The 25835-nt window shown below is 66.4% G+C and carries 20 protein-coding genes; 7 read left to right on the plus strand and 13 right to left on the minus strand.

Annotation, left to right across the window (positions count from 1 at the left end; all coding sequences use genetic code 11):
* Window positions 1-3: 3 nt before the first annotated feature.
* Together LO931_RS01565 and LO931_RS01570 are read right to left on the minus strand one after the other, a co-directional pair.
* On the minus strand, window positions 4-201 hold the full coding sequence (locus tag LO931_RS01565; protein WP_229051446.1) for a hypothetical protein: 198 nt from the start codon (window positions 199-201) through the stop codon (window positions 4-6).
* A 10-nt stretch (window positions 202-211) separates the two neighbouring features.
* Entirely contained in the window at window positions 212-1021 is an 810-nt protein-coding gene (locus LO931_RS01570; protein WP_229051447.1) for an alpha/beta fold hydrolase, read from the minus strand.
* A 69-nt stretch (window positions 1022-1090) separates the two neighbouring features.
* Here LO931_RS01570 and LO931_RS01575 point away from each other — a divergent pair, with 69 nt between their 5' ends.
* Entirely contained in the window at window positions 1091-1435 is a 345-nt protein-coding gene (locus LO931_RS01575) for a VOC family protein (RefSeq protein ID WP_229051448.1), read from the plus strand.
* A gap of 15 nt (window positions 1436-1450) precedes the next feature.
* On the opposite strand, the gene LO931_RS01580 is transcribed toward LO931_RS01575, so the two are convergent.
* Window positions 1451-1708 carry an amphi-Trp domain-containing protein gene (locus LO931_RS01580; protein WP_229051449.1) on the minus strand — a complete coding sequence of 86 codons (258 nt, stop codon included), beginning with the start codon at window positions 1706-1708 and terminating at the stop codon, window positions 1451-1453.
* A 91-nt stretch (window positions 1709-1799) separates the two neighbouring features.
* A complete protein-coding gene (locus LO931_RS01585) occupies window positions 1800-3899 on the minus strand; it encodes a SpoIIE family protein phosphatase (RefSeq protein ID WP_229051450.1) in 2100 nt (699 codons plus the stop codon).
* Between the two features lie 216 nt (window positions 3900-4115).
* On the opposite strand from LO931_RS01585, the gene LO931_RS01590 reads away from it, so the two are divergent.
* A complete protein-coding gene (locus tag LO931_RS01590; RefSeq protein WP_229051451.1) occupies window positions 4116-4511 on the plus strand; it encodes an ATP-binding protein in 396 nt (131 codons plus the stop codon).
* An 8-nt stretch (window positions 4512-4519) separates the two neighbouring features.
* On the opposite strand, the gene LO931_RS01595 is transcribed toward LO931_RS01590, so the two are convergent.
* From LO931_RS01595 to LO931_RS01605, 3 genes are read right to left on the minus strand one after another with little or no spacing between them, the layout of a single operon-like run.
* Complete coding sequence (locus LO931_RS01595; protein ID WP_229051452.1) at window positions 4520-5389, minus strand: hypothetical protein; 870 nt, start codon at window positions 5387-5389, stop codon at window positions 4520-4522.
* A 42-nt stretch (window positions 5390-5431) separates the two neighbouring features.
* A complete protein-coding gene (locus LO931_RS01600; RefSeq protein ID WP_229051453.1) occupies window positions 5432-5734 on the minus strand; it encodes a hypothetical protein in 303 nt (100 codons plus the stop codon).
* Entirely contained in the window at window positions 5731-6681 is a 951-nt protein-coding gene (locus LO931_RS01605; RefSeq protein WP_229051454.1) for a hypothetical protein, read from the minus strand. Before LO931_RS01605 ends, LO931_RS01600 begins: the two co-directional genes overlap by 4 nt.
* 109 nt (window positions 6682-6790) lie before the next feature.
* On the opposite strand from LO931_RS01605, the gene LO931_RS01610 reads away from it, so the two are divergent.
* Both LO931_RS01610 and LO931_RS01615 read left to right on the plus strand, forming a co-directional pair.
* Window positions 6791-7099, plus strand: a complete 309-nt coding sequence (locus tag LO931_RS01610) for a hypothetical protein (protein ID WP_229051455.1) — start codon at window positions 6791-6793, stop codon at window positions 7097-7099.
* 129 nt (window positions 7100-7228) lie between these two features.
* Window positions 7229-7591 carry a hypothetical protein gene (locus LO931_RS01615; RefSeq protein WP_229051456.1) on the plus strand — a complete coding sequence of 121 codons (363 nt, stop codon included), beginning with the start codon at window positions 7229-7231 and terminating at the stop codon, window positions 7589-7591.
* A 519-nt stretch (window positions 7592-8110) separates the two neighbouring features.
* Here LO931_RS01615 and drmC read toward each other — a convergent pair.
* From drmC to drmA, 3 genes are read right to left on the minus strand one after another with little or no spacing between them, the layout of a single operon-like run.
* Window positions 8111-8821 (minus strand): DISARM system phospholipase D-like protein DrmC, encoded by a 711-nt coding sequence (gene drmC / locus LO931_RS01620; protein ID WP_229051457.1) that lies wholly within the window; start codon window positions 8819-8821, stop codon window positions 8111-8113.
* Entirely contained in the window at window positions 8811-10856 is a 2046-nt protein-coding gene (gene drmB, locus LO931_RS01625; RefSeq protein ID WP_229051458.1) for a DUF1998 domain-containing protein, read from the minus strand. The genes drmC and drmB overlap by 11 nt, the downstream gene beginning before the upstream one ends.
* Window positions 10856-14566 (minus strand): DISARM system helicase DrmA, encoded by a 3711-nt coding sequence (gene drmA / locus LO931_RS01630; RefSeq protein WP_229051459.1) that lies wholly within the window; start codon window positions 14564-14566, stop codon window positions 10856-10858. Before drmA ends, drmB begins: the two co-directional genes overlap by 1 nt.
* 114 nt (window positions 14567-14680) lie before the next feature.
* Between drmA and LO931_RS01635 the strand changes: the two genes are divergently transcribed.
* Window positions 14681-15820, plus strand: a complete 1140-nt coding sequence (locus tag LO931_RS01635; RefSeq protein WP_229051460.1) for an ImmA/IrrE family metallo-endopeptidase — start codon at window positions 14681-14683, stop codon at window positions 15818-15820.
* The gene (locus tag LO931_RS01640) at window positions 15817-16341 is read left to right on the plus strand and encodes a hypothetical protein (RefSeq protein ID WP_229051461.1); all 525 of its coding nucleotides are present in this window, start codon (window positions 15817-15819) and stop codon (window positions 16339-16341) included. Before LO931_RS01635 ends, LO931_RS01640 begins: the two co-directional genes overlap by 4 nt.
* Here the strand turns inward: LO931_RS01640 and LO931_RS01645 are convergent.
* A complete protein-coding gene (locus LO931_RS01645) occupies window positions 16328-17626 on the minus strand; it encodes a recombinase family protein (protein WP_229051462.1) in 1299 nt (432 codons plus the stop codon). The genes LO931_RS01640 and LO931_RS01645 overlap by 14 nt on opposite strands.
* Window positions 17627-17700: 74 nt before the next feature.
* On the opposite strand from LO931_RS01645, the gene LO931_RS01650 reads away from it, so the two are divergent.
* Window positions 17701-18288, plus strand: a complete 588-nt coding sequence (locus LO931_RS01650) for a hypothetical protein (protein WP_229051463.1) — start codon at window positions 17701-17703, stop codon at window positions 18286-18288.
* Window positions 18289-18309: 21 nt separating this feature from the next.
* On the opposite strand, the gene LO931_RS01655 is transcribed toward LO931_RS01650, so the two are convergent.
* Complete coding sequence (locus LO931_RS01655) at window positions 18310-22383, minus strand: DNA methyltransferase (RefSeq protein ID WP_229051464.1); 4074 nt, start codon at window positions 22381-22383, stop codon at window positions 18310-18312.
* Window positions 22383-25613 carry a DISARM system SNF2-like helicase DrmD gene (gene drmD, locus LO931_RS01660; protein ID WP_255657685.1) on the minus strand — a complete coding sequence of 1077 codons (3231 nt, stop codon included), beginning with the start codon at window positions 25611-25613 and terminating at the stop codon, window positions 22383-22385. The genes LO931_RS01655 and drmD overlap by 1 nt, the downstream gene beginning before the upstream one ends.
* Window positions 25614-25835: the final 222 nt, after the last annotated feature.

A 25835-nucleotide genomic window follows, 5' to 3' on the forward strand; every position in this document is an offset into this window, starting at 1 on the left:
GCGCTACTTCTCGGACTCGCGGACGGCGGACCGAGCGCCGACGACCGCGAGGATGGCGACGAGCGCACAGACCAGCGAGAGCGGAAGGTCACCGGCTCGCCCGGTGAGGAAGGCGCCGACGGCAGCCACCCCCGCGCACACGACCAGAGCCAGGGCGTTGAGCCGCAGGACGGTGCGCGCCCAGGGCGGACGGCGTCTCATCGGCACGGGCTCACCCCGCCGTTGCGCGGACCGCGGCGATCCAGCCCGACAGGAGGGCCCGAGCCTGGTCCGGCTGGTCGAGGTGGACGTTGTGGCCCGCGCGGTCGAGGACGGCGTAGGTCGCGTGTGGCAGAGAATCGGCCAGGGCGCGCTGGTCCTCGAACCCGACCACCGCGTCCTGCCGCCCGGCCACGACGAGCACCGGGCGGTCGAACCCGGCGAGTCGAGCGTCCGGATGGGGAACCAGCTCGTAGCGCCGGCCCAGTCGATCCATCGCGCGTTCGTCAGCAGCCCGGATGCCCGGCAGCACCGCGGCGCGGAAGCGGTCCCAGTCCGCAGGCGACTGGACGACCGCCATCTCAGCGTAGTCGGCCGCGTCGTCCGGGTCGAGCGAGGCGAGCAGGTCTGGATCCTCCGTCAGCACGACCTGGGGAGGCAGCGTGCGGCGCGAGGCGACCGGGTCCACGACGGGAGCGAACAGCGCCAGTCCGAGGCACTGCTGCGGTCGGCGGACGGCGAGGTCGCGGGCGAGGAGCCCGCCCATCGAGCTCCCGACGACGGCGAACGGCCGATCACCCAGCAGCGACGACGCGGCGCCGTCCACCCAGTCGGCCAGCTCGGGGAGACCGCCCGGCTCGTCCAGCGCGGCTGTCCTCCCGAATCCCGGGAGGTCGAGGTGGAGGCGCTGCCAGCCGCCGGCGGCCTCGAACGCGGGGTCGAGGTCGAGGAGGATCCGGTGGTCGACACCGTTGCCGTGGATGAATAGCACTGGCGTGCCGGATCCGCGCTCGACCACGTGGGGAACGGGACTCACGGCCATGCACCCAGCATGCAGGACCCGGGCACGCGGATCCCTCGACGTGGCCCCCTCGGATGTTTCACTCGAGTCATGAAGGTGGAGCGTGTCGTCCCGAACCTGGTGGTGAGCGACCTCGAGGTCGCCGTCCGTCAGCACACGGAGACGCTCGGCCTGCGCGTGGTGATGGACCACGGCTGGATCGTCACGCTCTCCGACGACGCCGGACACCAGCTGAGCCTCATGACGGCCGACGCGACGGCGCCCGTGAACCCCGACGTCTCGGTCTTCGTCGACGACGTCCACGAGGCGCTGTCCTCCGCGATCGAGGCCGGCGTCGAGATCGTGCACCCCCTGACTTTCGAGCCGTGGGGCGTCACGCGGTTCTTCTACCGCGACGCGTCAGGGCGCGTGGTCAACGTCGGCACGCACACCTGACGCGGGGTCCGCATCTCAGACGACGGGCTCGTCGCCGTCCTCGTCGTCGTCTGACTCGAGCGACCACTTCAGCTGGAACTCGACCTCTTCCTCGTCCTCGCCGCGCTCGTGCTCGATCGAGAACTCCGCCCGCGCCGGCACGCGGAAGCGCTCGCCGGCGATCTGGATGCGGAAGGACGAGCCGGTCTCCAGCGCGTCGGCCAGGCGCCGCAGCTTGGCCACGACGTCCTCGGTCTTGTAGATCTTCTCGACGTCACGCTCGGGCTTGGCCATGAGTGCCTGCTCTCGTGAGGGCGCCGTCGAACCGGCACCGGTTGAGGCCGACGGTAGCCACAGGAGCCACACAGCGGCGCCCTGGCGGACCTCAGACGACGGAGGCGTCGGGATGCAGGCGGACGGCCACGATGGCGACGTCGTCCTGCGGCGAGCCGGGCAGCATCCGCTCCAGCACCTCGTCGAGGGCGCCGTCGAGCTCCACTCCCTCGGCCACCAGCTCAGCCAGCACGCTGGCGAGCCGCGAGATGCCCGCGTCGAGGTCCTCGCCGCGACGCTCCACGAGGCCGTCGGTGTAGAGCAGCACGGTGGCGCCGAGCGGGAGGGTGATCACGGCCTCCGTGCGCTCGGTGTCGGGGAAGAGACCGAGCAGCAGGTTCGTGTCGGTTCCCCAGAGCTCGCGAACCTCGACGTCGTCGGTCGTGAGGTCGGCCGCGTCGCGGGCGATCGCCACCAGGGGCGGCGGGTGCCCGGCGTTCGACCAGCGCAGGCGCGTCAGGCCCTCGGCCCGCTCAGCGGGAGTCTGCTCGAAGCGCGCCATCACGACGCTCGCCGTGGTGTCGACCTGCAGCCCCGCCAGCACGTCGTCGACCCGCCGCAGCACGTCGGCGGGGCCTTCGTTGGTCGTCATCGCGATGCCACGCAGCAGCGAGCGGACCTGGCCCATCGCCGCCGCGGCGGCCGTGTCGTGGCCGACGACGTCGCCGATGACGACGTTGGTCGAGCCACCCGGCTGCACGAACGAGTCGTACCAGTCGCCGCCGACCTGCGCGACGTCTGCGGCGGGCTCGTAGCGCACGACGACGTGGAGGTAGTCCGGCTCCGGCGGCTCGGTCAGCATGCTGCGCTGCAGGGCCTCCGCGAGGTCGCGCTGCTCGGTGAACGCGCGGGCGTTGCCCAGTGCCATGCCGGCGCGACCGCCGACGTCGCGCAGGAGGTCGAGGTCGTCGGGTCCGAACGGGGGCCGCTGGTCGGAGCGGAACATCGTCAGCAGTCCGTTGGCCTGACCCTGGCCGCGCAGCGGCATGATGACCGCCGACTCCGGGGCGAGCTGCTGGTAGAGGTCGCGCGCTAGCCCGGGCTCGAGCACGGCGCTGATCGCTGCGGTCGCGTCGCGCTCGATGAGGATCGGCTCGCTGCCTTGCAGGGCCCGGAACAGGAAGGCGTCGTCGCGGAGGGCCGGCAGGCGCGTCTCCGCGTACTGCTCCACGAGGGACTCCTGGGCCGGGTCGACGTGCCAGGCACCGATGTCGCGCAGGTCGCGCCGTGTCACCTCCGCCCCGCGCGGGCCGTCGACGATCGTGACGATGCACCAGTCCGCGATCTCGGGCACCAGCAGGCCGGCCAGACGGGTGACGCCCACCTCGGGATCCATCGTGTCGGTGAGCGCCTCGGTCACCGCGGCGAGCATGGAGCTGCGGCGTGCGTGCCGCTCGAGCGCCTGCTGCGTCGCGCGGCGCTCGGTGATGTCGAGGAAGTAGACCGACAGGCCGTCGGGCGTGGGCCAGGCGCGGATCTCGTACCAGTCGTCGAGCGGCGGCGGGTAGTACGCCTCGAACGAGACGGGCTCGTGGGTCTCGGCGGCGCGGCGGTAGCTGGTCTCGAACTCGGTGCCGACGGCGTCGGGGAACAGCTCCCAGATCACGTGGCCGACCGGATCGGTGCTGACTCCGCCCAGGAGGCGCTGCGCCGTGGGGTTGACGTAGGTGAAGCGCCAGTCGCGGTTGAGGGCGAAGAACGCGGTCGGCATGGCCTCCAGCACCTTGAAGGCGCGGGTGTCCTCGTCGGATCCGGTACCGCTGGCGATGGCGGCACCGACGACCCGCGTGGACGTGCCGTCGGGGCCGGCGAAGGCGCGGCCGCTGGCCCGAATCCACCGGTCCTGCCCGCCGGGCAGGGTGATGCGGTACTCGGCCTCGTACTCCCCCACCGTGTCGACGGCGAAGGCGAGCGCGCGGGAGACGCGGTCGCGGTCGTCGGGGTGGACGTACTCGGTGAAGCCCTCGATCGTCCCCGCGAACGAGGCGCGGTCGCGGCCGAACAGCGCGAGCAGCCGGTCGTCCCAGACGAGCGCGCCCGTCGTGAGGTCCCAGTCGAAGACCCCGACCCCGGCAGCGTCGACGGCGAGCTCGAGCCACGGGGTGACGTCCGCGTCGGCGCCGTCGAACGGCGTCGGCTCGTCTCCCGGCATCCTGCGCTCCACCTCGAGGTCTCTGCGGTCGTCGAGGTGCGCTGCGCCGCCCCCCGCACCGCCGTTCCCCGGGCGGTGATTGGGGCGAGCCTATCGCCGCGCGGGCCCCGATCCGCGGGCGGACGCTGCGCGACTTCGGGCCTGGCCGCGCAGATCGCGCCGACCCCGCCTAGTCTTGCCGCGACGGGACCGGCAGGCGCGGGGCGAGGAGCACGGGTGAGCGATACGGAAGTGACGCAGCTCCCGTTCGCGTCCACGTCGCTGCGGGCCGCACGGCACCAGCTCCTGACGTTCCTGGCCGAGCACGACGTGCCGAAGCCCACCGCCGACGACGTGCTTCTCGTGCTCGGTGAGATGGCGGCGAATGCCGTCCGACATGGAGCGCCTCGCCACGACGGGACCTTCGAGGCGCGGTGGTCCCTCGCTCACGGCAGCATCAGCCTGAGCGTGGAGGACGGTGGGCAGGGCGGACACCTCGAGCCGACGCAGGCCGCCGACACCGCGACGTCGGGCCGCGGCCTGGCGATCATCGACCGCCTCGCCGAACGCTGGTGGATCGAGCGCGACGGTGGCACGCGCGTGTGTGCGGTGCTCCCGCTGCGGACGGTCTGAGTCGCCCGCTATCCGGCGACGCGGATCGTCCCCGGCGACAGGCGACGGGGCGGCGGCGGCACCCAGTCGTCCGATGACGCGATCAGCCGAGCGATCTCCGCGTGGTCGACCGCGAGGAAGTCGGTCGTCAGCACGCGCCGCTCCCCCTCGGGCTTGAAGCCGAGAAGGTCCAGCTCCGGCCTGTCGATATCGGTCACGACCTCGGTGATGCCGGTCCAGGCAGCCTCGTGCGCCAGGACCTCGCAGAGGTTCAGACCGACGGTCACGGGCAGGCCCGGAACGGTCTCGCAGAAGTCGATCTCGGCCCGCGTGTCGCTGACCCGCACGACGGCGGCGTGCCCCACGTAGGGCGAGCCGGTCGAGTTGTTCACGTAGACCCGGTTCCAGGAGATCAGGTCGCCCGAGGCGCGCAGCTCTTGCACGCGGGTGGTGTCGAAGCCGTCTCGCTCGAAGAACTTCAGGGCGCCCCAGGCCTCGCCGTCCGGCGGAACTATGGATAGGTAGAACCTGCGGTCCCACGCCTGGCGCTCGAGCAGCTCGATCACGCCGCCCTCGCGGATCTTCCGCGCGGCTCCGACGACGATGCCCGTGCCGGTGAGCTCGGCAAGGTAGGTCAGCGCGTCGCTGGCCCAGGCGTCCACCGTGTCCGGGTACTCGTCGTACTCGCTCTCGGGTCCGAATCCGATCGCCAGCAGCCACGGATACCGCTTCCACCGGAACGTCACCAGCACGTCGTCCTCGCGCGCCGTCACGTCGCGGACGCCGATCTCCCGCTCGAGATTCGGCGCGGTGGGCTTCTCGAACCTGCCGATGCGGCGAATAGCTTGCGCCATCTCCGCCGTGGTCCACCGCGACTCGTGCATGAGGGATGTTTGCACGGGTGCGTGCTAGGCGCGGTCGCTTCGCACCGAATCGCACGGCTATCCGCGGTGGCGTGCCCACATCTGCTCGAACTCCTCGGCGCTGATCTCGACTCCCGAGAACTGCGGGTCCGCGTTGATCTCATCGAGCGACGGAGTGGCCACGGACGCGAGGGACGTCGCCTGCCGGTCCTGGTCGTCGACCGAGTCGGAGGTCTGCGCAGAACCGTCCGCCCAGACGTCGACCTTGCGCACCTCGAGCCGCCCGGCATCGAGCGCGCTGTGGAGCAGCACCGGGTACTCGTCGTTCTCGTGGCGCCACTCCACTCGCAGGAACGTCGTCTCGGCTGCGTCGCTAGTCACCAGAGCAGCTCGGCTTCGCCGATCGTGAGGTGCGGACGTCCCGACGCCCACTCCTCCAGGAACTGCGCGAGGGCGTGGTCCGACCCGGCGAGGCCGAGCCGCAGGGTGTCACTGACTGCCGGCGGGTGGTGGTGAGCGGGGTCAGACGGCCCGTGCGAGCAGTCGCTGCAGAGCATGCGCATCGATGACCAGTCGTCGGCCCCGACCTCGTGGCGGTAGGCGATCTCGCCCACCGCATCCCAATCGGCCTGACCGGCGTTCTCGACCGCGACCTGCCAGGTGCTCGTGCCCGAGCTCTCCAGCCGTTCGATCTCGTCGAACACGCTTACCTCCGCGCCGCCGAGACGACGTGACCCCTTGGGCTCGCCGTCGTGGAGCAGGACGTCGCCGAACCGGTGTCCTGACTCTGGCATCGGCACGCTGACGATCACGGCGTGCGCCGGGCTCAGCCGACGGCACCACACGACCTCCGTCACGCCGAAGTCGGGCAGCACCTGGTGCGGCAGCGACGGACGATCCGGGTTGAGCCGGATCGGAGCGGTGCCGAACGATGCGTCGATCGGTCCCTCCCCCTCGGCCAGTCCCGATACCCCGAAGCGGGTCCACGCGTATCGCGCGGTGGCCCAGTCGCCCAGCGCCGTGGCGGCGATGGCGAGGTTCCAGGCGGCCGGGTTCACACCCTCGAACTCCTCGACCTGGCGCTCCCCGTACAGCTGGTCGGCACGGCGGTTGCGCTCGAGCGACGTCACCCAGTCGCGGCGTGCCTTCGAGTAGAGACCTGCCTGGAACCACCCCATGAACGACTCGGGCAGCCGCTGCGTCATCTCCTCCGCCAGCTCCCCCGCGCGAGCGGCGTCCCCGGCATCATCGGCGGCCTGCCACTCGGCACCGATCTTGTCGGGCGCTCGCTCGTCGTCCTGAGGACGCTTCCCGCCGAACAGCCCCATGCGAGCAGTCTGCACGATTTCGGGTCCATGGTTGCGGCCACTCGGGCAACTGCAGGCGCCCGCCGCCGCGACGGTCGATTTCGTCGGTCCGTCCGACGACGATGACGCCATGGCAGATGAGGAGCTGATCAGATCCGTATCCGACCTCGCCGTCTCGCTACGGACAGGTGCCGGGATCGACGAATCTCGAGTGGATGCGTTCCGATCCGCTCTCGCTGCGGCGAGCGAAGGCTGGGGCCGCGACGACGGTCTGATCCCCGCGGCAACCGTGGGCGCACTCCTCGAGCTGTATCCCGCCGTTGCCGGAAGCGCCGGCATCTACGCCGACGAGGTCGAGCAGATAGTGCTGCGCCTCGCAGAATCACTGCTCGACGAGGTCCTCGCCGTCCTTGCCCGACACACGCAGGCGACGTCATGACCCGTCCCTCGGCAAGAATGCTCGCCGAGGACCTCCCGCGTGCAGCATGTTCGCGACTGTCTAGCTGAGGTTCTCCGAGCTCCGCCGACAAACTTTCCGCACCCGACGATTCGGACCATGATGCCGGACATGAACACCCACCGGATCAGGGAGCGCAACCGCCTTCTCGGGGTCGACGAGGTCGTGGTGTTCGAAGGAGCTGGCTACGACCCTCAAAGCCGCCGGTCGGTGGACCGGCTTGCGACCGAACGTGATCCTCGCGAGATCAGTGCCCTCGTGGATCTGCTGGACGTGTGGGACTGCATCTGTGAGCCGATGCAATGGATGGAGTGGCCGACGTGCTCGCTGGCATTCTTGACGGGCCGCGAGCTCGTCGCCGAGTTCGAACTGCTCTCGGGCGCGGGATGGATCAGACGCCCTGATGGCGACTACCCCGCCACGGATCCCGACTCGCTCGAGCGATGGTTGGCCGCGCGCTCGGTGACCGTATAGGTGCGGCGCCCCGGCGGATGGCAGTTCAGACGTTGAAGCGGAACGAGAATTGGGGCTAGTGGAGACGGTGGAAACCGTTGAAAAGTGGCCCTGACCTGCGGAAACGTCCAATCTCGAAAGTTGGACATTATTTGCAGTTTTGGACTGTTGTGGGACGTTTTGCGGACCGTTTGCGGACCGGCAAGGCCAGTATCTGCCGCCAGGGTCGACCGTCCTGAGCCCCAAACAGGCAGCGGCTCGAAGATGACCCTTCCCCTTTGGAGCGACCGGCGGTATCCTTGCGATGAACGATACTTCTACCGTAACTCTGCAGTAGAAGGTCCAGGCTGGAGATGCCAATGGGACGTCCTGAGGGCTCGAAGAATCGAACGCCCCGCGAGCTTCGCGCTGAGGCCAAGCGACTTAACGAAAAGGCCAACTACATGGAAAAGCTTGCGAAGCTCAAAAAGGATTCCGGCAGCAAGAACTGACGGACCACGCGGCGCACTTCTCGACCTCTGCGTGACACTCGCGCCGAGGTCAGAGTGACACCAGTTCGTAGAGGGAACCGTGCTTGCTGGACATCGTCGACTCGACCGACTCGGCGAGGGCAGCGTCACGAACGAGGAGACCGAACTCGATGTTGCGGTTCTCAGCGCTGAAAGAAAAGTTGGCGCTGGTGAGCAGTAGTACCTCGTGGTCGATGACGATGAACGTAGCGTGGCTGACCACGCGCCTGCCGTTTGGGAGCTCGGTTGACCGGTAGACGGTCGCCCTCGGAAGCTGGGACCTGACTTTGGCCGCGTCGGCTTTGTCACCATCGACGTAGACAGTCACGACCACACCCGGCTGCTCGGAAGACTTCTTGAGCACCTTCCACATCTGGGAGGTCTGCTCGAAGTTGTAAGTTGCGCACACAATCGATTGCCGAGCAGCCTGGACGAGGCGGTGAAACTCGCCGGTCAGGTGGCCGATCTTCGCTTCGTTACCCGGCATCGTCCAGACGGGCGTGAGGTCACGGCTTAACGACTTCGCCCCGGCGATGGCACTCAGAACCCCTGCGGCACGCTCGCTGTGCTCGTGGTTAAGTCCGGCGTCGGCGAGCAACTGCTTGGCCTCGCCACGACGCGCGGCGTTGACGACAGACAAGGCCTTGAGGACGTGCTGACCAGAGGCGAACTGGACAGCGAGGGCTTCGGCCTCGCTTGCAGTCAGGAACTCTCCAAGTGATGCGAAAGGCTCAGAGGGCATCCGGGCTCCCGAAGAACCCGGGCACGGTCTCGCCCGTGGCCGTCGGGAGGTCGAGAAGGAACCGCCGGTCGAGGAAGCGGTTGGCCTTCTCGCAGGAGGTCTCCGAGGCGAAGGAACAGCAGTGGCAAGCGGCACCGTGGAGAAAGTCCTCCGGGTCGCTCGGGGTCCGAGTTGCACACACCGGGTCGGACGAGCATCGCGCGGCTCGACGAAGCGCGGACACGACGAGACCGTGGAGCCGCGCCGGCTCGGACAGCGCCACAAGGCCACCGAGTGTGCCTTCGCTGTCGGATGCGGTCGTACAGATCAGCAATCCAGCGGCCGCCTCGCGCTGAGGAGTGCTCGCCCAGCCATAGATGCGTTCGGTGAGGCTGGCTGCGCCGTAGCCGCTCGACATGGCCATCTCCCGGATAAGGGAGTGCGAGAGCGTGTGGAGCAGCCAGTAGCGAGGAGCGGGCAGGCGCAGATCAGGGTCAACGTTCTTGGCGGTCTCAGAGAAACGGCGCTCGAAGTTGCGGCGGTGGGCGGACCGTTGGGCGTGCCACAGCGGGGTCGAGAGGATCGTCTGCTCCCACGTCGCGACCTCGTCGAGGTCGAGCTGGAGGAAGATTCCTTCACCTCGGTCCTCGGTGGCAGGAACCCAGGTCGGTTTGCCGTTGCGGGTGAGCTTGACCATGCGGCTGACGAGGTCGTTGACGCGGTCCATCTCATCGAGGCGGGTGAAGCCGAGGACAGCGTTGATCTTCTTCATCTTGTTGACCGCGACGACACGACTGATCCGTTGGTGCAGATCAGGATCACACTTCATCTCGGTAACCATGAGGCCGCTGGCGTTCTGTTGCTGCGGGAAGAGTGACGGCTTCTGGAGGTAGCGCCACTCGGGCACGAGGAGGTCCACCGGGTCCCATGCTGCGAGCTTCTCCTGGCGGACCTCTTCGGAGTCGGCTGGTGCGAGCACGTCGGCGATGGCGGTGGCGATGTCGTCGTCGGTGAGTCCGTCGAGGTCGATGCTCTTCGCGCCCGCAAGTGCCCTGATCACGTCGATCTGGCTGCCGAACTGCTCGACCTGCTCAACGCCCAACGCGACGCGGAGCCGGTCGGCGAGGGCTTCCTTCTCCTCGGCGTCGGTGCGCGGCATGACGATGATCGACTGGGTGGAGGCGAACCAGAGGTTCGAGGCTCCCATCATGATGAGCGCCGGACGGGCGTCGCAACCGTTGTCGAAGGCGTTGAGGTGCGGGTGGCGACCACGGCACTTCTGCGGGAGTTTGTCGCGACCGATCGACCCCTGAGCCTCCGCCATGCCTCGGGTCTGACCACACGCGGCGCAGGCGATGATCGAGCCGACACTTTTGCCGACGTTGGCGTCCTTCATCTTCAGGTCCGGAAATTCGGCCTTGAGGCATTTCTTGCCTCGGTGGACCCACAGCGAGTATGGGAACTCATCGAGGTGGCCGTTGGTGCAGGTCAGCAGGTGCTGGGCGGGCACCGCGGGGCTGCCTGATTTCTTCTTCGCGCTACCTCCTCGGCCAGGGCAACTCCTGTGGGCGAACTGCGCGAGGTCGGGCCGGAAGGGGTGTGTGTTCGTGTAGTCGAAGCGCGGCAGCGGACCGAGGTAATCGCATCCAGTGCAGCGGAACCACTGCGGGAACACCCGTCCCGGGATACCGAGGTCGGACCCTTCATTCGACATGCCCATGCGCTTGGGCTGCCACGGGAAGGGACGCAGCTCGTCGACTTGGGGGCCGAGGTGGAGACGGACAACGTTGAGCAGGCGGGGTTCAACGATGGAGGGGACGTGGTCGCGCCGCTTCCAAATGGTTTCCCAGTCATCGAGGCCAGCGGGCATGATCGCAAAGTTCGGAAGATCCATGATTGCGCCGGGGCCATAGGTATAGAGGAGCGACGACGGGCGAGCCGAGCCGACCTTGGCGCGGTTCTTGACTACGCCTTCCTCAGCGTCCCCCAGCGGGTCGAGCATCTCGTGCTCGTCGTGCAGCATGTCCTCGCCGGACTTAAAGGTCAGATCGGTCATCAGTCCTCATCCCCGACCGGCAAGGTCCAGTCGTCGACACTGTCAGGCTTCCTCGCGAACAACCGGTCAGGCACAGGGCTGACCAGCAGATTGATCTCGGGCTGCACCTCGCGCATGGAGTTGGCGATGACGAACGGCGCCTCCATCGAGCCGCCGACGGATGCCTTCGCGTTCTCGGGGCTGATGATCAGCGGCAGGTACTTACCTCCCTCGCCCGTGCGCTCGTAGACAAGCGTCTTGTGCATGTCGGCAGCACGCTTGGCACGTTCGGTCCATCGGTCAAGTCGGTTGACGAGCAGGTCGTTGGCTCTCTTTGTCGCCGCCTCGTCGAGAGCGGCGGCGGCGATCCGCTTTTTGAGTCTCTCAGCGACGGCCTCAACCGCAGCGCGCTGGTCCCTGATCCGCCACGCTTCACGCTCGGGTGAGAGCCCGTCGACTACGGCAGCTTGAAGAACGCGGGCAACGCTCACGAGCAGCCCGTCGATACCGCGCGCCAGCGACGTCGGCGAGTACGGCGTGACGGAGAGTGCTTCGACCTGCGCATAGAAGGTCTCGTGGTAGTGCCGGAACTGCTCGAAATGCGCGAGGTCACGGGGACGCGCCCAGTTCCCGAGCGACACCACCAGCCCGGGCCGGGCGGAAGGGTCACGTCCCACACGGGACGATGCCTGGATGTACTCAGCAGTGTTCTTGGGCTGGCCGACAACGAGCATGAGCCCGAGACGCTGGACGTCCACACCAACCTGCAACATTGAGGTTGCCAGTACGACGTCAAACGGCGAGTCAGCCTCGGTACGGCGCGACGTCTTCTTCCCGTCCTTTTCGTCGGCGATGCGCTGCCGTGCGGCCTCCGTGGTGTCGTAGTCCGGGTCGAACTCCAAGCCGAGCCTGTCGAGCGTCGCACCGATCTCTGACGACGCGATACGCGAAGTCAGCTCGCCTGTCTTCAGCAGACCGAAGCTTGCCCCACGACGGCTTGGGAAGCCCGAGTCCTTGCGCGGTCGCTTCACGCGGCTTTGCACGTCGTCGGCGACGTACCGCGCCATACCGGCGAGCTCACGGGTGGCGTTGAAGTAGCCGACCAGTGTCATGTACGGGTCCGCGGCTGCTCCGGCCCTATCGAGCAGCAACTGCCCGGCCGAAAGCAGCACTTCGGACACACGAATCTCGGCGCTCGACAGGCGCACCCCCTGGGCGCTGACACCGATGTATCGACGGCCCGGGTTGGCGTCGTCAATGGGTACTTCTTGCGAGAAGAACGTGTCGGCAACGTCGAGCACCTGCGGCGGAAAGATCTCGACCTGCCGGCCATAGAGCCCCCGCACCTGCTCCTGCGCGTTGCGCACCGTTGCAGTCGAGGCCACGATCAGCGGCTTGACCGGAGCACCGGCGACGGTCTCCCACGACGACAGCGTCTCCACGGCCACCTCGAACAGTCCAACTGAGGTGCCGAGCGCTCCCGTGATGAGGTGCAACTCGTCCTGAATGATCAGGTCGGGCGGGCGGAGCCGCCCGACAGGTGCGACTGTCGAGCCGGGCAGCCCGTCTTTGGCAGGGTGCGAACCGACCTGACATGGCGCGTAGTCGGCGTGAACGTAGCCGTGCCGACCGCAACGCCTGCTGACGAACCCAAAGAGAGCGGCTGCTTCCCCCTCGCGAGCGAGGCGCGCGAACTTGTCGACCGTCGCGATGACGAAGGCGGGCGTGAGGCGGTAAATCTCCTCGTCCACGGTCAGGACTGGCAGACCCTCGCTGACTGCTCCGCCCTTGGAGAACGGGCAGCGTGCCAACTCGTCACCGCAGTGGACATAGACCCGGCGATAATTCGCATCCGCCCTGACCTGGGCTCCGGTGATCGGGGTGCCGCACCAAGGGCACCGCTGGATCTGGAGGACCGTCAGCCGGTGGCCGAAGCCTTCGTTGGCCTTCTTGAGTTGTTCGTCGGCTTCCTCGAACCGCTTGGGGCTGACGTCGGTTCCTACCCACAGTCCGATGCGGAACGGCTCGGCGCCCCAGACCTGCTCGTCCTCGAGGCGGGCAAGTTCGGCGGCGCAGACTAGTGCGGTCGCACGTTGGAACTGCTGGGCGGTGAGCAAGCGAAGGGTATATCGCATGAGCACAGCGATGCCGTCACTTCCGTCGAGCGGTCCGTCAGCTGACTCGATGACGCCCTGTCGTCGGCGGATGGCGAACGTGTAGGCAGCGAGGCCGAGATACGCCTCGGTCTTGCCGCCACCGGTCGGGAAGAACAGCAACTCGACCTTCGACTGGTGCTCCGAACTGCGGGAGGGCGCGGCGGGGTCGGTGAGCGCTCCGAGCTGCATCAGGATGAAGGCGAGCTGGAACGGACGCCAGGACGCAGCCACCGCGCCTCGACCCGCGACGATCTGTTCCGCCGCCTCAATCGACAGCGTGGCATCAGCCGCGCGAGCCGCCGCCACCTGTGATGCGATGCGCTGGTCACGCATGACTCGGTTCATGAACTGGAAGCAGCGCAGCGCCTCAGGGTCGCTGGCGACGTGCTCCAAGCCGACAATCAGCCGCTCGTGCGCCTCGCGCGCCTCCCAGAGCGCAACCTCGGCCGTCTCCTGGAGGTGACCCGGCAGCGCGACGGCCTCCGCCTCCTGCATGCCCAGCCATTCGCCGTACCCATCAACCAGCGGAGTAAGGCCAGACCGCAAGTCGTCTGCCGCGACGGACGAGAGCGCGTCCATCGACAGCACCGCATCCTCGACCGAGCGGGCTTTGGTCTGCGGGGTCTGCCCGGTGGGCAACCAGGTCGTCTCGACAGCCGTCGCGCGACGCGAACCGTTCCGGACCGTCCAGTCGACTGAGCAGGTGCGGCCGATGGCGAACTCCAGGCGGTTGCGGTACTGGAGGTTGAGTCGCTTGACCTCTTCGTCGTGCTCCGGCAAGTCCTGCTCCATCACGTCTTGCACCGGCAAGAACACCTCGGCTCCACCGGCGTCCACGAGGAGCTTGGTCTGGAACATCCACATGCTCAGCGGGATCGGCATGGGGGTCTCGCGGTCGTTGCACAGCGCGATCTCCACGAGCACGCGGTTGAACTTCGGGTCGTCGTACCGGTCGACCCGAAGCACGATTGACTCCTTCAACCTGACGGTCGCGGTGTGGCCGGGAGCGAGGTCGGCGAGGCGGACGGTGCGGGTCTCCTCGACTGGGGTGCGCTGGTACTCGCGCACAGGACGGCCGGCCTTGGTGACCTTGTCGGTCTCGACCGTCTCGTAGCTGCCCCACGAGGACACGACGCGGAACGCTTCGACGTCGGCGGGAACCTGGAACCGCAGACCCATCGACGCAGGGATCATCAGGCCCTGCTTCGGAGCGCGGTCCTCGACGTCATCGTCCTCGGCATCCGCCTCAGTGTCATCGGCGGCGTACGCCGGGACGCCGCGGCCCTCGCTCATGGCGTCGTCATCAGTGCGAACCTCGACCAGGTCACCGCCGTCGGTGTCGTCTGGGGTGGCGGTCACCGAGCCGACTAGCTTGACCGGAGCAATATGCCCGACGAGGTACTGCGAGCGAGGGCTGAACGGAAGGGTCTCCTCTGGACCGTGGATTGGGCCGAGCAGCTCACGCTGAAGGATGTCCACGAGATTCTCGCGCACCGCAAATGACGAGCCGTCCAGCTCGTGGTTCAGCTCGTACGACTCCTGCGGCCCAGCCGACTCAGTGGTTACCTCTGTCACAGGTCAAAGTCTGCCGTAGACGTCCGACATTGGGGTTGGCTGGCATGAAGTGTCGGAGCCGGCATGCATACTGTCAGCGTTGGGATATTCCCAATCGCCGACTAGCCTGGAGGCATGAACGCCATGATCGAGGTAGGCGAGCGCATCCGCTCGATGATGCCACTCGGGATGAATCAGCGGGACTTGGCGAGGCGTGCCGACATGACTCCCGATGCACTTTCGCGTGCCCTCAACGGGCAACGCGGCCTATCTCCCGCCGAGGTAGCGTCAATCGCGAAGACCCTTGGAGCGGACACTCACTGGCTGATCACTGGGGCCCCAGACCCGCTCGCCGTCTCGGTCGCAGCGCGGCACTCTTGGGATGCGCGGCGGCGTGTTCGCGTCAACGATGGCCAGGAAGAAGACAGAACGATCCTCGACCAAGTGGTCTCGCTGTACCGCGCTGCCTACCCCCAAGGTCCCGCCGGATCGGGCCCCCTGCCAGCCACTCCGGCGGCGCTCAGGAACGCACTCGGGAGCACATTTGTCCGAAACTTCGCCAACGCCATCGAGTCGGAGCTCGGCGTCGATGTAATTCGCATCCCCGGCCTCACAACCGACTACTCCATCCGTATCGGCGAGCGGGGGGTCATCGTTCTCGCCACCCAGTCGTCTTGGTTCCGAAGCAACTGGTCACTCGCGCACGAACTTGGGCATCTTGCGTTGGGACATCACACAAGTGACGTCTCCGCCAAGCGGATACAACGCGACGAGAAGGCAGCCGACAACTTCGCCGGAGGCGTGTTGGTGCCCAACGAGGTGCTTGAGCAGTTCGACAGCCCGCCAGACGCAAGGTCCGTTGCGCAGCTGGTGTGGAACCTTGGCGTTTCCACTGAGGCGATCCGAATCCAGCTCCGCAAGGCCAAGCGACCGCTCACCACGCCTGTCGCTGAGGCGCTATCCAAGAGCACGCCGCTCTTAATGCGGCAAAACGTCACCGCGCTGGCTACCAGCGGTGAGGCCAATCCGATCGTCGCGCGAGAGCAGGCTGCGTCGTCCCGTCGGTTCCCCGTCACCCTGCTCTCCGCGCTTCAAGACCAGATCGATCTCGGCGCTGCCTCTCCGGAGCTGCTCGCCTGGGCTCTCGACGTGCCAGTCGACGACATCGACTTTCCCGAGCCCATTGATGAGACGGCGTCGGAGATCGCCGAGCGAATCAACGCCGACCGGCCGACTGCTGCCGACTGGCACGCCATCCTTGCTGCGCGGGCGTGACCCGCGACGAACTGTCGTGGCAGCGTGTCACGAAGCGCTCCGACCTTCGCGAACTTCAGAGCCTGACGTGCACGACGGCAGACCCAACCACCGAGGGTGGACGAAAGCTGCCCCACCCCCGCCCGTGGGAGAAGGAAGCGCAAACGTTGTTGCGTCAACTCTCCCTGACCCTCCGTCCCGGGGATCTCGTGCTGCTGGGAAAGCTGGGCGACCGAACTATTGCGGCCCTCCACCTTCAGTTCCTCGCCGGCGGCGACTTCCTCGAGGTCTACCACGCTGTTGCCGGCATCACGCAAGACATGAGGCGCGATGGCGGCACCGTCGCCGACGCTCTCCTGGCCGAAGCACAAGCAATCTGCCTGGAGCGCCTCGCCGAAGGCGGACACCAGGACGTGGTCATAAGCGGCCGAATCCATGTACGCAACGCGGCGAGCCAACACATGGTCGCCCGTGCCGGATGGGAGCCGCAGGACGCTCCGGTCAACGACTACCAGACTTGGGCACGGATCATCTCTGCCTAGTGAGTTGCCTGCCGCCTGCCGCGCGCCAGCGGAGCAGCACGCGGTCCTCGTCGAAGTAGCGGCCAACGACGCCTCGACGGACGCGCAGGCTCTCCAACTGCGTCAGCAGAATCTCACGCCTCGCCGTGTCGCTGGTTCCGACGGCAGCCCAGTGAGCCGCCACGGTGGAGCTGCCAAGTGGCTCTGCCCCGCGCTCGGCCAGGAGCCGGTCGACAAGGTACGGGTCGAAGGACGACCGGCTCATGGTCTGACGACAGGTTGGGCAGTAGAGAACGGGCCGCTTCTGGTTGGTGCCCCGGCAGAGGAACACGTCGCAGTCGTCGCACCTGACGAGGCGTGAAAGGAAGGGGCTCGTGGGCACCCGCTCACTCCGTTTCCTGGCCTGCGGAGTGCTGCGCGCGTCGAGCAGGTTCTGAAGAACAGTGAACTGCTCAGCGTTGATAACCGCCAAGGCGTCGTTGACGACTGGCTCGCCATCCTCGTCGCGGAAGACCGCGAGCGGGTCAGCTCGCTTCGCACTCTTTGGGCGACCCGGATTGTGCGGCGTCATTCCCGCAAGCACCGGGTTTCGGAGGATGCCCTCCACAGTCTGCCGATTCCATGCGGTCGCGCCGGACTTCCTGCGGGCGAGCGAGCCAGCGGGCAGCGGCGCGCCAGCGGCTGTCAGCCAAGTCGTGATGGCATTGACAGTCGCACCACCAAGTGCCTTGGCGACCATCTCGGCCAACCAGGGCTGGCGTTCGGGGTCTTTGACGAGCACCCAGCCGGGACCGGCTGGATTCTCAGCGGACTTATAACCGTAGGGAACACCGCCGCCAGCCCAGCGACCGTCCTTCAAGAGCTGCGCCCGCGCCGCTCTGACACGAGCCCGGATCGCCTCAGCCTCCATCTCGCCGAAGACGGCGAGCATCACCGCGAAAGCACGGCCCTGCGGACTGGTCATGTCGATGGGGTCCTCCACTGCAACCAGCCCAGCACCTCGTTTCTGGAGCGCCTCATCGGCGTGGAGGAAGTCGAGAACGCGCCGGGCAAGCCGGTCGACCTTCCAGATGACGACCGCGTCGAAGTCTGTCGCGGCGAGGAGAGACGCCCAGCCGTTGCGGTCCTCGGGACGGCTGGCGGTGGCAGAGACCCCATCGTCGATGAATTCGCCCACCACCTCCCACCCTCGGGCCTCGGCGTACCGGCGACATGACAGAAGCTGGCGGGCGATTGAAACGGACTCTTCCTTGGTGACGCTGAGCCTTGCATAGAGCACGCAGCGCCGTTCTTGATGTGTATTCATAGGCTCCAGCCCATCGGAGAGGCCGCGGCATCCCTCTACCGAGGTGCCTCATCGCGCGTGTCAGCAAGACGGTCATGCCCCTCAGGGTCGCCACGGGACATGTCTTCAGCGACGCCACTGAGGTCTTCGCCTTTTCCAGCTACGGCGACCAGGCAGTCTTGTCATCAAGCCTCCACCAACTCTGGGCGATCACCTACGGGTCCGGAATGCGCAACGACCCCCGCTACACGCCGTCCGATGTCTTCGAGACGTTCCCGCGACCAGTCGCCACCACCTTGGTTGAAGAGGCCGGACGGTCGCTTGACCACTTTCGGCGCGATGTCATGCTTCGTCGCAACCTTGGACTCACCAAGCTTTACAACCTTGTCAATGATCCGGAGGTCGCTGGCACGAAGGACCCAGAGATCGCGGGTATTCGACAGGCTCATGTTGACCTCGACGCTGCTGTCCTGGATGCCTACGGCTGGAATGACTTGGACCCCCAGCATGGCTTTCACGAGTACCGGAAGATGCTGCGATGGTCGCTCAGCCCACTCGCCCGGGTAGAGGCTCTTGACCGATTGCTTGAGGAGAATCATCGGCGGAAGAAGAACGAAGGTGCTGGCGCACCGGCAACGCGTAGTGATGGCGCCGGCGCCGAGGCCGCGACGCTCTTCGATTAGCTCCATCAAGCTGCTGCACGCTCAGAACGCATCGAACAGAGTGCCTTCGTCGGTCGCGAGCCCGTTCGCTTTCGATCCGCTGGACTTGGAGAGCGCCGCTGCCGCCCGTGCATGGTTCTCGAGCAGAAGCCGATCCAACAGCTCAGTGCGAACCTCGGGACTCGGCCCCCAGCGATTCTCTTGGCGGTAGGTGTGGAAGCCATGCCGGGTCGACAGATCGGACCAGTGAAACGCGGCCATGACCGCCTCGTCAACCTCAAAGTGAATCATGCGCAGACGTTCGACGTCGGCGTCTCCGGTGACCATCGAGTCATTGACAAGGTTGTAGAGCTTGGTGAGTCCAAGGTTGCGACGAAGCACAATCTCCTTCCTCTCGTCCTCAAGGACGCGGCCGATGGAGGTCAGTCGGTCTGTTGCTGACGGTCGCGGGAACGTCTCAAAGACGTCTGAGGGCGTGTAGCGAATCCGGGTCTCCAGCGTAGATCCGTAGGTGATCGCCCAGAGTTGGTGAAGGCTTGATGACAAGACTGCCTGCTCGCTGTAGTCGGCAGTCGCGAAGACGTCGAGTGCGTTGCTGAACACCTGTCCCGTCGGAACGCGGACAGGCATCACAGACTTGCTGGTACAAGCGATGACCAACACTTCATCCAAGGCTCCGATCGCCTGCCGCATCGCAGCCCGAGGTCGCTCGTACAACCAGAAGTTGTCGCGTAGCTTCGGCGCCAGGAGATTGCGCTCAGCGCGCACTGCCTCGGACACACGCGCAAACGGGAGCTGGAAGCCGGATGCAGCGGTCTGATCTAGGCCGGTGAAGTCGATGACCCATCGGGAAGCCGACGCGTCTGGTCTGGAGTTGAGGTCGTCGCCGTTCAGGTAAGGAAACAGGACGTCGCGATTGGCGGGATCCGACGCGATCCACTCCGCTGCCTCACCCGACTCGATGATGAAGCCAGTGCCTCGCAGTTTGCATCCCTCGAAGGCGATGCCCTTGTTCTCGCCTAGTTGGTGGGGCAGCCCATCAACGCGACCGGCAGCTTCGAGGAGGGTTGAAATGCGTTTGACGGGCGTGCCGTTGGCGATTCGGGAGGCGATCTCGGCGACTGATCCACGGGTGCCCCAGACGGCCGCAAACTCGAGGTTGGCACTTGCAGACGGCCACGACTGGGACTGAATCGCTCGGGCGATCGTGAACCCGGCAGCGACCATCGTGTCGAGACCGACCTCGCGACTCTCCCCTTGCGCAACGCTGTTGGTCGCGATCAGTCCAAGTGTCCCGTTCGCCTGCAAGAGCCCGGTGGCACGCAAGAAGAAGTAGGCAACGAGATCCGCGTTGCCGCGTCGACCTGCGATGGTGTTGACGAACCAGTCACGAATGTTCGTCCCCATCGCCCCAGTGAGCTTGCTTCCGCCAAGGAACGGCGGGTTGCCGATGACGGCGTCGAAGCCGCCGTTGTCGATGATGACGTCCGGCGCCTCGATTACCCAGTGGAGGGGCTGCCACCGCTCGTAGTCAGTCACGACTGTTGGTGTCAGACCGGAATCGATCAGAGAAGTGAGGAACGCGCCGTCGGCCTCCCCCTTGTCCGGGTATGCCTTGCCGACCGCGATGCGCAGGTTGTCGTACGCCTCGTTGAGCGCCCTGCCGGGCTTGCCGCCCTGAGCCAGACCGACCGCCACCACTCCGTTCGCGATCTGGCGTAGGTCCGACGTGACTTGGCGGAAGTCAAGGAGTTGACGCCGCTTGGCGGCGCTGGTGCGAGCCGGGTCGTTCTCGTTGATCTCGTTGAGTAGCGTGCGGCGCAGTTCCTTGGCCCGGTCGATGATGGAGTCGATGTCGACGTCGTAGGCGTAGTAGCCCGCCATCTCCGTCTTGACCTTCGGGTCGATGTGGAGGCGACGCAATTGGTTAAGGTCGGTGACACCGAGCAGCGAGTTGCCGAGGAAGACCTTGTCGTCGACGAAGGAGAATGGCAGGTCTCGGTCGAGGGAGACGAGCCAGAGCGAGAGCTTGCACATCTCGACTGCCATGTCGTTGATATCGGCTCCGTAGAGGCAGTTGGCAACGACCTGGCGGATAGCGCGGGTGTAGAGGTCCTTTCGGACTCCGTTGCGTGGGTCCTCGCCGGTCCATGCCTCGACGACGCGCTCGGAAAGGTAGCGGGCGGCAGCCACGAGAAACGCGCCGGACCCGCACGCGATGTCGGCGACCTTGAGGCTCAGCAGTTCGTCGGAGGACTTGAGCTTCCACTCCTTCGTATTGGCTGTCTGGTGGGGACCTGGCGAGTAGCAGAGGGGCTGGAGCGCGTGGAGTACGACGTCTTCGGCGAGTGACTTGGGTGTGTAGTGCGCGCCAGCGTTCTTGCGGGACGGGGTCTCTCTAACGGTGAGACCGCCGCCGAGTACGACGAAGGGTCGCTGGCGCAGGTCAAGCCGGACCAGGCCGAGCCACGGCAGCACTCGGTCACGCAGTTCGAGGTCGTCACCGACAGCCTGAGTCAGTGCGCTGACGATGCTCGGCTCGACCTCCGCGCTGAGGGCCTTAGCGATGGCCGCCGCCGACGACGGCTTAGCCGAGGGCTGGTCGCCCTCGACGAAGGCGCGGATTGCCGCGGCGAGCTTCTTCGGGTCGGTGTGCTCGGCAGCCAGCTCTTCGAGTTTCGCGAGGGGGATTTCTGGCTCTTCGCCGAGGGTGCCTTTCAGGCCGACAGTGACTTCGTCGGCGATCGCGGCTGTGTAGCCGAGCAGACCCTCGTAGATGTAGCCGATCTGCTCAACATCGATGTCGCGGAAGGAAATGCGACGGGCTTCGCCCTTGATGTCTGCGACCTGGACTGAGCGCAGGACGTGAAGCATCACGCGGTCGGAGACCGTGATGGCGAGCGCCCCCTGCTCGTTGGTGTCGGTGAGGAACGGGAAGCGGGCCGGGTCGAACAGTGAGCCACCGTAGGCCGGCATCCGAAGGCTCTCGAAGCTCGCGCCTTGGTAGAGGGCCTGGCTGGTGGCCAGGAGCCGGTGCCAGGTGAGCGAGGTCGCGTCGAGAGCTTCCTCGCTCTCTTCGGTCTCACGCGCGATGAGGCGTTCCAGTTCGCCGGCAATGCCGTACCCCTGCTCGAACAGCTCACCCGAAGGCAGCAGTCCGCGCTCCTCGGCGAAGAGAAGGAAGACAGCGCGCATCATCACCGTGACGGCAGCCTCGTAGCTGGCGTGGGTGCGCCCGTTCGAGTCAGCCGGTGGGAGCGGGTCGGGCAGACCACGGCGCTGCGCGTCCGCGGCGGATTCGGAAAAGGACTGGATGAGCAGTTCTACGGCACGGCGGACCTGGGCACCGAGGGCTTCGGTGATCTCCTCAGCCGCGGCGACCGACTCTTCAAACAGGATCGGCAGTCGCTCGCAGGGGTCGCCGCCGATGAGGTGCTGGCGCCCGATGAGGGCGAAGAAGGAGTCGCGGGTGCGGGGTTCTTCGATCCACGTCAGGGCGTCGACGATGCCGGAGGCAGCCATAGCGCCTTCTCGGGCGCATACGAGTCCCCACCAACGGCCGTCGGTGACGATTCCGATCGGAATCTTGTTCTCGCGGAGCATCACCTCGACGCGGTCGATGGGGTTGGCCGCCCACAGGTCACCGGGGGTCTGGCGCAGCGAGTCGACGGAGTCGATGACGTGCACGATCGCGCCGATGCCGTCAGCGCCGTTGAGTGACGCATGAGCTCGGACCGTCACCGCACGGTTCGGCGATTGCGCTTCAACCCCGGGGCCCTGCCGCCACGTGAGGGACTCGGCCCACCCGGCGACGTCACGCAGGATCGTCTCGACCCACTTGTCACGGGCGACGCGGTAGGCATCCTGTGCGCTCTCGGAGTCAGGGGTGCGGTCGAGAGACTCCCACGCGCCCTCGAAGTCCTTGCGAGCATCGACGAGGGCTGCCTTGCGCTCGTCAGCAAGGCTCGGCATCCCTTGGGGCCAGACCCGCTTCAGCGGCGGGATGGCAAGAAACGGACCTTCTGTGTCGACTAGTTCGAGCCAGGCGCGGTGCTGGTCCGTCACGTTGATGGGCTTGCTGCCACGGGCGGCGGTGTTGGTCTTTGCGCGTGCCATCACTCAACCCACCCGTCTGCATCGGCGCGAGTAAGTGCGAACACGACAGCCGCTGCGGTGGTGTGAGGCTTCACATCGGCGTAGCGGTCGGTGATGGCGGCGATCTCTCGTGCTTCCTCGTCGTCAAGTTCGTCCAGGCGGCGGCTCATAGCGTCGATGTCGCGTCTCCATTGGCGCATCTGGTCGGGGTCGGTGAACAACTGCCCCTGGGCCTCGTCCTCCTCCGCCCGGAGCCGTGCGAGCGAGTCGCGCAGGTTGGCGCGAAACGCCGCAAAGATGTCCTTCGCACGTTGGATGTCAGCGGCTTGGCGTTTGGCGAGTTGCTCGATGACCAGGTCGTGACGACGGCCCGCACGGGCTTGCATCGACTCTTCCAGACGCAGGCGCAGCGGTGCGTCAGGGACGTTCCACAGGTCGCAGAGCTGATCGCGGACACGGTCGTCGGCCACGGAAAGACGCTCGCGGTCGAGTGCCTTGTCGAGAGCGGCTTCAGCCTTCTCTTCGGCCATCGCGCGGCGACCCTTCAACCGGACACCGGCGAGGAAGACCTCCTCGTGGAGCCGGACACCGCCGCGGCCGACGAGCACCATGCGGGTGACGGCGGCAACGAAGGATTCTTCGAGGTCATCGACCACCACGGCGGTCACGCGGTTGAGTGGGGAGTCAACACTCCACAGCGAGCGGCGTAGGAGGCGCTGGGCCTTCTGCACGATGGGATGCCCGAGGTGGACGTAGACGAGGTCTTCCGGCCCAACTTTGTGGTCCTCGTCGAACGCGGCGGGATCGAAGGTAATCGGTCGCAACTCGCCGGGCTTGAGTCGCGTGTCGAGGCCACGCAGCGTGTCGTGCCAGCCAGTCGTCAGAGTTGGGACGGTGAAGACTTCGGCGTCGGTGTCTTGGGCGAACTCGTGATTCTCGATCAACGGCGCCTGGTGGTTGATCCGCAAGGCGGTGTCGACCACCCGGCGTAGGTTGGCCGGGTCGAGGTGCATCTCAGTGCGGGACTCGTCGTACCCCTGCTCCAACTGGGTCAGGCGAGCATTGAGCTCCATGCCGCCGGCGAGAGCGGCGTTGATGGCCTCGTTCGTGTCGACACCCTTGGACTTCGATTTGGTCGGGGCGCGCTTGCCGAAGTGGCCCTGAATCTCCTCGCCAACGACCTGGTTGGCGGAGCCGAGGTCATACTCGACCTGAGCGATCTTGCGAGCGATGCGCTCCATGAAGTTCAGGTCGGCGGCGTACGTCGAGGAGTCGACGACTGGCACGAAGTGGAAGACTTGCGGCTCCTCGGTCTGGCCATACCGGTCGATACGGCCGATGCGCTGTTCGAGGCGCGAGGGGTTGAACGGGATATCGAAGTTCACGACCCGGTGGCAGTAAGTCTGGAGGTCGATACCTTCACCGGCGGCGTCGGTGGCGAGAAGCACGCGCACGGGCTCGTTGGTGGGGTCGGCGGTGAACTGCGAACGGATGTACTCGCGCTCATCAGTTGGCGTCGACCCCTGGATGACCGCAAGTCGGTCATCGGTGTAGCCCTTCTGGTTCAGCACGCGAGTCAACCAGTCGACCGTGTGGGCGTACTCGGTGAAGACCACGACGCGCTCATTGGACCACGTATTGCCAACAGGGCGGCAGACCGCGTCGAGGAAGCTGATGAGTCGGTCGAGGCGGGAGTCGGCACGGCTCTCGTAGCCCAGGCCCCACTCCATGAGCGTTTCGAGCTGACCCGATTCAGCCGCGACAAGCGGGTCGGACCCCTTGGACTCGCGCAGTTTTTCTGCCTCGTCCTGCTCCCACAGTCCCTCCTCCTCATCCGACTGGCCCTCGCCGAAGATGTCGTCGTACTCGTCGTCGGACAAACCGCGCCCGGCCTTCAAGGCGACGTAGTGACTCAGCGTCATGCCGAACGCGAACGGGCTAGACAAAAATCGCTTCTTCAGAAGCATCGTGACAATGTCGCCGCCAGGCTTGGTGCCGTTCTGCTTGGCGCTCTGGGTGACGATGTCGTCGAGCAAGGAGAACATCTGCTGCTCGGAGTCCGACGGCGTGACGTCGAGGGTGTTGACCTTGCGCTTCTTGAAGCTTTTGCTGGGAAGGTCGGTCTTCAGTCGACGGACGGTGACGTCCTTGAGTGCGGTCGAGTCGAGGTTCGCGCCGCGAGCGAAGCGCCGGGGGTCGATCATCTCCATCAGCGCGGTGAACGACTCGGGGTGACCGTTGTGGGGGGTCGCGCTCAGAAAAAGACGGTGCTCGCACTTCTCGGCGAGTTGGCGGACCGCGACGGTGCGCTGGGTGTCCACCGCGTAGCCGCGCCCACCGGCGATGGCTGAGGGGCTAGACGGCGCCACGTGATGAGCCTCGTCGACCACCAGGATGTCGAAGGCGTACCGCTTCCCGGTCTTAGGGTTGGTGGCCTGGGTGTAGACGTCGCGGAGCAGACGCTGGGCGCGGACCTGCGGCAGCCACGCCATGCTGACGATAACGCGCGGGAAGAGCTGAAACGGGTTGGCGTGCAACCCGTGGGTGCGACGCACCTGGGCCATCAACTCGGAGTTGACGATGGTGAACTCCAGACCGAACTTCTCGCGCATCTCGTCCTGCCACTTCAGCGCGAGGCTGGGCGGGCAAACGATGACGGCGGTGCGGGCGCGGTGACGAAGGAACAGCTCCTGAATCACCAGGCCGGCCTCGATGGTCTTGCCCAGTCCGACGTCATCGGCGAGTAGGAGGTTCGCGCGAGGTGCGCCGAGGGCGCGGCGGAGCGGTTCGAGCTGATACGCCTCGACGTTCACGCCCGACCAGAAGGGTGCTTGGTATCGGTTCGGGTCGGCACTGGTCACCGCTCCCCACCGCATCGCGTCGATGAAGCCTGCGAGTGTGGCCGGCTCATCAAAGGCGTCCGCGTAGATGACGTCCGGGAGTCCCTGCGCGGGTGTGACGGTGTGGCCGACCTCCAACTCCCACACGACCGAGAGCTGCTCGCCGAGGCGGTCCTCGTCAAGGGACTGCAAATCGACAACGTGTGACAGCCCCGCGACGAGTTCATCGGCCGGGCTTCGCGGCAGGCCCTGTTCCCGCACCGAAGCCACAGCCCAAGTCGATCCGCGAACCTCGACGACTTGGCCGCTTTCGGGAAGCGCAGGCCGACTAAGAACGGTTGTCGCAGTGTCATCCCCCACGACGTGCACGATAGTCCGCCGACAGCCTGAGCGGACGCGAACGACTCGCATCACCCGCGGCGGTGATGCACTTTCGAGGTGGCAGCCCTCAATGCGTGCCCCCCCCTACTCAGCGCACAGTCCGCTCCTTTGGCTCTGGCAACCGCGATACACACGCCGTCGCGACCTCCTCTCCCGCAACCCTCCTCCCGTCTAATGCAACGTCCCTCGCCTGCCCGTTTCCCCGTTACCTGACCACCCAGCCCCCTCATCACGGCCCTGCCCAGCGAAGCG

This window comes from Aeromicrobium sp. Leaf350 (assembly GCF_916858655.1).
In the GTDB taxonomy this organism is placed as follows: domain Bacteria; phylum Actinomycetota; class Actinomycetes; order Propionibacteriales; family Nocardioidaceae; genus Aeromicrobium.

Bases quoted from the DNA above. Each gene is read 5' to 3' on its own strand.
- LO931_RS01565 (WP_229051446.1), bottom strand. From the start codon at position 201: ATGAGACGCCGTCCGCCCTGGGCGCGCACCGTCCTGCGGCTCAACGCC.
- drmD (WP_255657685.1), bottom strand. From the start codon at position 25,613: ATGCGAGTCGTTCGCGTCCGCTCAGGCTGTCGGCGGACTATCGTGCAC.
- LO931_RS01645 (WP_229051462.1), bottom strand. From the start codon at position 17,626: ATGAATACACATCAAGAACGGCGCTGCGTGCTCTATGCAAGGCTCAGC.
- LO931_RS01635 (WP_229051460.1), top strand. From the start codon at position 14,681: ATGAACGCCATGATCGAGGTAGGCGAGCGCATCCGCTCGATGATGCCA.
- LO931_RS01655 (WP_229051464.1), bottom strand. From the start codon at position 22,383: ATGGCACGCGCAAAGACCAACACCGCCGCCCGTGGCAGCAAGCCCATC.
- drmC (WP_229051457.1), bottom strand. From the start codon at position 8,821: ATGCCCTCTGAGCCTTTCGCATCACTTGGAGAGTTCCTGACTGCAAGC.
- LO931_RS01580 (WP_229051449.1), bottom strand. From the start codon at position 1,708: ATGGCCAAGCCCGAGCGTGACGTCGAGAAGATCTACAAGACCGAGGAC.
- LO931_RS01615 (WP_229051456.1), top strand. From the start codon at position 7,229: ATGAACACCCACCGGATCAGGGAGCGCAACCGCCTTCTCGGGGTCGAC.
- LO931_RS01575 (WP_229051448.1), top strand. From the start codon at position 1,091: ATGAAGGTGGAGCGTGTCGTCCCGAACCTGGTGGTGAGCGACCTCGAG.
- LO931_RS01610 (WP_229051455.1), top strand. From the start codon at position 6,791: ATGGCAGATGAGGAGCTGATCAGATCCGTATCCGACCTCGCCGTCTCG.
- LO931_RS01605 (WP_229051454.1), bottom strand. From the start codon at position 6,681: ATGGGGCTGTTCGGCGGGAAGCGTCCTCAGGACGACGAGCGAGCGCCC.
- LO931_RS01650 (WP_229051463.1), top strand. From the start codon at position 17,701: ATGCCCCTCAGGGTCGCCACGGGACATGTCTTCAGCGACGCCACTGAG.
- drmB (WP_229051458.1), bottom strand. From the start codon at position 10,856: ATGACCGATCTGACCTTTAAGTCCGGCGAGGACATGCTGCACGACGAG.
- LO931_RS01570 (WP_229051447.1), bottom strand. From the start codon at position 1,021: ATGGCCGTGAGTCCCGTTCCCCACGTGGTCGAGCGCGGATCCGGCACG.
- LO931_RS01585 (WP_229051450.1), bottom strand. From the start codon at position 3,899: ATGCCGGGAGACGAGCCGACGCCGTTCGACGGCGCCGACGCGGACGTC.